The organism is Burkholderia sp. Tr-862 (assembly GCF_011753085.1).
GTDB lineage: Bacteria > Pseudomonadota > Gammaproteobacteria > Burkholderiales > Burkholderiaceae > Burkholderia > Burkholderia ambifaria.
Map to the genome: position 1 here is coordinate 1 of NZ_VWWG01000263.1, position 5,707 is coordinate 5,707.

Genomic DNA, 5,707 nt, shown 5'->3' on the forward strand with positions numbered 1-5,707 from the left:
GGCGTTGTCGATCGCGACCGGCAAGGGCGAGATGCTGTCGCTGTCCGAACCCGCGACCGCGATGTTCGTCGCGGATCCGAGCATCGCTGACATCCAGGTGCCGTCGCCACGCACCGTGTTCGTGTTCAGATCGGACGGCGCAAGCGCCGCGCGCCACGATGTTGCAGTGACGCAGTGAAGAAACTGACGGGAAAACGCATGGTGTGCATGGTTCGTTGGATCGCTTTCTGGTGTCTGGCCTGCATCGTCGCGCCGGGCGTCGCGCTCGCGCAGCGCGCGCACGCGGCGGACGCCGGCGCGGCGTTGTCGATCGCGACCGGCAAGGGCGAGATGCTGTCGCTGTCCGAACCCGCGACCGCGATGTTCGTCGCGGATCCGAGCATCGCTGACATCCAGGTGCCGTCGCCACGCACCGTGTTCGTGTTCGGCAAGAAGGCCGGTACCACCACGCTGATCGCGCTCGGCGCGAACCATCGGCCGATCCTGCGCCGGACGGTGATCGTGCAGGTCGACACCGTATCGCTGCAGGCGGTGCTCGACAGCCGCTTTCCGCAATTGAAGCTGTCGGTGTCCGGCGCGCCGGGCTCGCTGATGGTGTCGGGCAAGGTGCCGAGCGCGGCCGACGCGGACGCCGTGATGCAGTCGCTCACGCCCTACCTGAACGACAAGGAAAAGATCGTCAACCGGCTCACCCTGTCGCGCCCGATCCAGGTGAACCTGCGCGTGCGCGTGACCGAGGTGAGCCGCAACGTCACGCAGCAGCTCGGCATCAACTGGAGCTCGCTCGGCGCGGCCGGCAATTTCATCGGCGGGCTGTTCAACGGGCGCACGTTGGTGGATCCGACGACCAGGGTGTTCAACCTGTCGCCGACCGGCGCGTACTCGGTGCTCGGCGGTTTCCACGCGGGGCGCTGGTCGATCGACGTCGTGCTCGACGCACTCGACCAGGAAGGCCTGATCACAATGCTCGCGGAGCCGAACCTCACCGCGATGTCCGGCCAGACCGCGAGCTTCCTCGCGGGGGGCGAGATTCCGATTCCGGTCGCGCAGGCCGGCAACACGACCGGCGCGATCACGGTCGAGTTCAAGCCGTTCGGCGTGTCGCTCGATTTCACGCCGACCGTGCTCGCCGACAACCGGATCAGCCTGAAGGTGCGCCCGGAAGTGAGCGAGGTCGACGCGAACAACAGCGTGAAGACGGGCGGCGTGACGGTGCCGGGGCTCAGCGTGCGGCGCGTCGAGACGACGGTCGAGCTGTCGAGCGGGCAGAGCTTCGCGATCGGCGGGCTGCTGCAGAGCCAGACGGCCGATACCGTGTCGCAGATTCCGGGGCTCGGCCGGCTGCCGATCATCGGCCGGCTGTTTTCATCGAAGAACTTCCAGGACAACAAGACCGAGGTCGTCGTGATCGTGACGCCGTATATCGTGCAGCCGACCGGCCCCGGCCAGCTCGAACAGGCGCTCGACACCGTCGCCCGGCCGAGCAGCGATCTCGAGTTCGCGGTGCAGCGCAACCTCGGGCTCGACCTGTTGTCGGGCGAAACGCCGCGCCTCGTCGGCGCCGCGGGCTTCGTGTATTGACCGGAGGAGCGCGCATGCGGGTTCGAACCATCATCTTCGCTCTGCTGGCGTCGGCGCTTGCAGGCTGCCTGTCGGCGCCGCCGCCGATCAACCTGCCGGATGCACGCGCGATCGGCTTCGACGGCGTGCGCGCGGTGCCGCCCGACTGCGCGGCGCTGATGCAGCCGTCGCATCTCGTCGACGCGGGGTTCGGGCGGCCCGGCGTGCCGTTCGGCTGCGCGACCTATACGAATCTCGCGACGATGCTCGCGCGGCCGGAAGATCTCGTCGCGCCCGTGCCGTACGGCGGCGCGGACGCGCAAGTCGCGGCCGACGCGGTGCGCCGCTACGTCGAGGATCGCGTGAAGCAGCCGTTACCCGGCAAGACGCTGACGACCGGCTCGCCCGGCCATTGACCCGCTCCGGATGCCATCGCGATGCCGCCCATGAACGTCCTCGACCGCCAGAACGCCAAGCGCGCCGCCTCCGCCGGGGCGGCGGATCTCATCGCGGTCGTGTCGGACGCCGGTAGCGAAGACGTGATTCGCCGCGTCACGCAGGATCTGTCGATCACGCGTGCCCACGTGCAGCACGGCAACTGCGACGACGCGATCCACCTGCTGCAGCAGCACGAGCGCTCGCCGCGCCAGCTGATCGTCGACGTGTCGGATTCGGTGCTGCCGGTGTCCGACCTGATGCGGCTCGCCGAGATGTGCGATCCGTCCGTGCGGGTCATCGCGATCGGCACGCAGAACGACGTCGGGCTGTTCCGCAACCTGCTCGGCATCGGCGTGCAGGACTACATCGTGAAGCCGCTGACCGTCGAGTTGATGCGGCGCGCGCTGACCGCGACGGAATCGATCGTGCACGCGCGTACCGGCAAGATCGTCAGCTTCGTCGGCGCGCGCGGCGGCGTGGGCGCGACGACGGTCGCGGTGAGTCTCGCGCGCTGCCTGGCGGGCGAGAAGCGCCGCCGTGTCGCGTACGCCGACCTGAACCTTCATGGCGGCGGCGCGAACTCGATGCTCGGGCTGTCGAGCAACAACGGGCTGATCGAATTGCTGAACATGGAGCAGCGCCCCGACGACGCGTTGTTCGACCGCATGTTCGTCACGAAGGGCGACCGCCTGCATGTGCTGTCGGCCGAACTGGCGTACGGCGACGACGCGCCGCTGCGCGACGATGCGATCGCGCAGCTCGTCGACATGCTGAAGGACCGCTTCCATTACGTGCTGTTCGACGTGGGCAACCGCGCCGGCAAACTGTTCGAGGATGCACTGGCGGCGTCCGATCTCGTCTATATCGTCGCCGACCGCTCGGTGCACGCCGCGTACGAAGCCGCGCGGCTTGCGCGCTTCGTGAAGGAGCTGCCCGGCGAGCGGCTGCTGTCGATGGTGCTGAACAATCCGCTCGAGCCGGTCAAGGGGCGCGTCGCGCAGACCGATTTCGAGGACGCCTTCGGCGGCGTGAAGCTGCGCGAGCTGCCGCACGAGCCGCAGCCGCTCGCGGTCGCCGAGAATCTCGGCGAGCCGATCGAAGGCGGGAAGCGGCATGGCTTCCTGGACGAGATCCGGCGGCTCGCGAACGGCATCACCGGCGAATCGATGGCCGTCGCCGAGCCGTGGTATGCGCGCTTCGTCAAGTGGAGGAAAGGATCGTGACGTTCGGTACTCGCAAACGGTCGACGCCGGCGCCCACGCCGGCAGTGTCCCCGGCCGCGCCGCGCGACGACGCGCCCGCGCCCGCGCCGGGGCCGATCGCGAGCCACGCGCCGGCCCCCGTGCGCGGTGCGGCGGCGGCCGACACGCAGGAGGCGCTGATCCGCTCCGGCAAGTTCGACGCAATTCGCACCGCGGTGTTTTCGTCGATGAACATGTCGGCGGCATTGATGAAGACGCGCGACGAAGTGCGCGCCGGCATCGAGCAGGTAGCCGCACACACCGTCGAGCGCGAGCGCCTGAAGATCACGGCGGGCGAGCAGGTGCTGATCGTCGACGCGATCCTGAACGACATGTTCGGCGTCGGGCCGATCGAGCCGCTGCTCGCCGACGACACCGTGTCCGACATCCTCGTGAATGGCCCTGACCAGGTGTACGTCGAGCGCGCGGGGCGGCTCGAACTCACGTCGCTGAAGTTTCGCGACAACGCGCACGTGACGAGCGTCGCGCAGCGGATCGCGGCGGCGGTCGGGCGCCGTGTCGACGAGAGCAGCCCGATGGTCGACGCGCGCCTTGCCGACGGCAGCCGCGTGAACGTGGTCCTGCCGCCGATCGCGATGCGCGGCGCGTCGATCTCGATCCGCAAGTTCGCGAAGCGCGACATCACGCTCGCGCGCATGGCGCACCAGGGCAATATCTCGCACGGGATGCTGCAGGTGCTGAAGATCGCCTGCGCATGCCGGCTGAACATCGTGATCTCGGGCGGTACCGGCTCGGGCAAGACGACGCTGCTGAACGCGCTGTCGCAACACATCGAGGAGCACGAGCGGATCGTGACGATCGAGGATGCGGCCGAGCTGCAACTGCTGCAGCCGCATGTCGTCAGTCTCGAGACGCGGCCGGAGAATACCGAAGGGCTCGGCGGGATCTCGCAGCGCGACCTCGTGCGCAACGCGCTGCGGATGCGGCCCGATCGCATCATCCTCGGCGAAATCCGCGGCGCCGAGGCATTCGACGTGCTGCAGGCAATGAATACCGGCCACGACGGCTCGATGACGACGATCCATGCGAACACGCCGCGCGACGCGATTAGCCGGCTCGAAAGCATGGTCATGATGGCGAACGCGAACCTGCAGCTGCTGTCGATCCGGCGCCAGATCGCGAGCGCCGTGCACCTGTTCGTGCAGGTCGAGCGGATGCGCGACGGCGTGCGCCGCGTGACCCGGATCACCGAGATCGTCGGGATGGAAGGCGAGGTCGTGATCACCCAGGACCTGTTCGCGTTCCGGCAGGAAAGCGACACGACGCGCGATGTGGTGAAGGGGGTGTTCGAGGCGTCGTCGCTGCGCCCCGCGTTCGCCCCGCGTGCCGCGTACTACGGCGTGGAGGACACGCTCTCCGAGGTATTCCGGCAATGAGGCCCGCAGACCTGGTCGCGCTCGGCGCATTCGTCGTGATCCTCGTGATCGGCCTCGTGCTGTCCGCGCTGCTCGATCGCGCGCGGCAGGCGCCGGAGCAGCGCATTCGCGAGCGGATGCGGCGCCTTGCGCCGTCGCTGGCGGGCAGCAAGGCCGGTGCGGCCGCCGTGCCCGGCGTCGCGCTGTTCAACCTGCCGCGCCGGCAGGGCCGCGTGCGTGCCTGGCTGCAGCGCTACGTGACGCGCGTGCGCGCGGTCGGCGGCGAGCGCGGGATGCGGATCGTCATCGCCAGCACGATCGTCGGCGCGATCGCGGCGATCGTCGCGGTGAAGCTCGTCACGCTGCCGAGCGTCCTGCATCCGGTGATCTACGTCGGGTTGCCGCTGCTTGCGATGCGCGCCAGCTATCGCGCGCTGGTCGAGCGCTTCCGGCTGCGCTTTCTCGAAGCGTTCCCGGACGCGATCGACCTGATCGTGCGTGCGGTGCGCGCGGGCATCCCGGTCACGCAGGCGATCAGCACGGTCGGCGACAGCGCGGCGGAGCCGGTGCGCTCGACCTTCCGCACGATGGGCGACAGCCTGCGCGTGGGCGCGGATCTGAAGGACGTGCTGACGCAGGCGTCGGATCGGCTGATGATCGCGGACTTCTCGTTCTTCACCGTTTACCTGCTGCTGCAGCGCGAGACCGGCGGTAGCCTCGGCGAAACGCTCGACGAGTTGTCGAGCATCATCCGCACGCGCCGCGACATCCGCCTGAAGACGCGCGCGTTGACCGCCGAAGGGCGGATCACGACGAAGATCATTTCGGCCGTGCCGTTCGTGATGATCGGCGCGCTGTTCCTCGTGAACCGCTCGTACGTGATGCTGCTGTTCGACACGCACGCCGGACACGTGATGCTGACGATCGCCGCCGTGCTGCTGACGATCGGGCTGCTGACGATCAACAAGATCTCGAAACTGGATACCGCGCGATGACGATGTCGATGCTGGCCGCCCGCGGCCTTGAACTGCTGCTGTTGATCGCGTGCGTCGCCGCGGCGCTCGCGACGCCCGGCGGCGGCACGCGCCGGCG

The 5,707-nt window shown here is 68.7% G+C and carries 6 protein-coding genes; all 6 read left to right on the plus strand.

Translation table 11 applies throughout. The features are described 5' to 3' along the window. The first annotated feature begins 4 nt into the window (after positions 1–4). Genes F3J14_RS33145 through F3J14_RS33170 form a run of 6 tightly spaced genes read left to right on the plus strand, consistent with a single transcriptional unit; the run spans position 5 to position 5,610 of the window. On the plus strand, positions 5–178 hold the full coding sequence (locus F3J14_RS33145) for a pilus assembly protein N-terminal domain-containing protein (protein ID WP_282100790.1): 174 nt from the start codon (positions 5–7) through the stop codon (positions 176–178). 20 nt (positions 179–198) lie between these two features. Further along, positions 199–1,581, plus strand: a complete 1,383-nt coding sequence (locus tag F3J14_RS33150; protein ID WP_166726502.1) for a type II and III secretion system protein family protein — start codon at positions 199–201, stop codon at positions 1,579–1,581. Between the two features lie 14 nt (positions 1,582–1,595). Next, on the plus strand, positions 1,596–1,976 hold the full coding sequence (locus tag F3J14_RS33155; RefSeq protein WP_166726498.1) for a CpaD family pilus assembly lipoprotein: 381 nt from the start codon (positions 1,596–1,598) through the stop codon (positions 1,974–1,976). 21 nt (positions 1,977–1,997) lie between these two features. Next, positions 1,998–3,221: an AAA family ATPase gene (locus F3J14_RS33160; RefSeq protein ID WP_166726499.1), complete on the plus strand. Its 1,224-nt coding sequence runs from the start codon at positions 1,998–2,000 to the stop codon at positions 3,219–3,221. Further along, positions 3,218–4,636: a CpaF family protein gene (locus tag F3J14_RS33165; RefSeq protein ID WP_166726500.1), complete on the plus strand. Its 1,419-nt coding sequence runs from the start codon at positions 3,218–3,220 to the stop codon at positions 4,634–4,636. The genes F3J14_RS33160 and F3J14_RS33165 overlap by 4 nt, the downstream gene beginning before the upstream one ends. After that, positions 4,633–5,610, plus strand: a complete 978-nt coding sequence (locus tag F3J14_RS33170) for a type II secretion system F family protein (protein WP_166726501.1) — start codon at positions 4,633–4,635, stop codon at positions 5,608–5,610. Before F3J14_RS33165 ends, F3J14_RS33170 begins: the two co-directional genes overlap by 4 nt. The last annotated feature ends 97 nt before the right edge of the window (positions 5,611–5,707 follow it).

Bases quoted from the DNA above. Each gene is read 5' to 3' on its own strand.
- F3J14_RS33155 (WP_166726498.1), top strand. From the start codon at position 1,596: ATGCGGGTTCGAACCATCATCTTCGCTCTGCTGGCGTCGGCGCTTGCA.
- F3J14_RS33160 (WP_166726499.1), top strand. From the start codon at position 1,998: ATGCCGCCCATGAACGTCCTCGACCGCCAGAACGCCAAGCGCGCCGCC.
- F3J14_RS33170 (WP_166726501.1), top strand. From the start codon at position 4,633: ATGAGGCCCGCAGACCTGGTCGCGCTCGGCGCATTCGTCGTGATCCTC.
- F3J14_RS33150 (WP_166726502.1), top strand. From the start codon at position 199: ATGGTGTGCATGGTTCGTTGGATCGCTTTCTGGTGTCTGGCCTGCATC.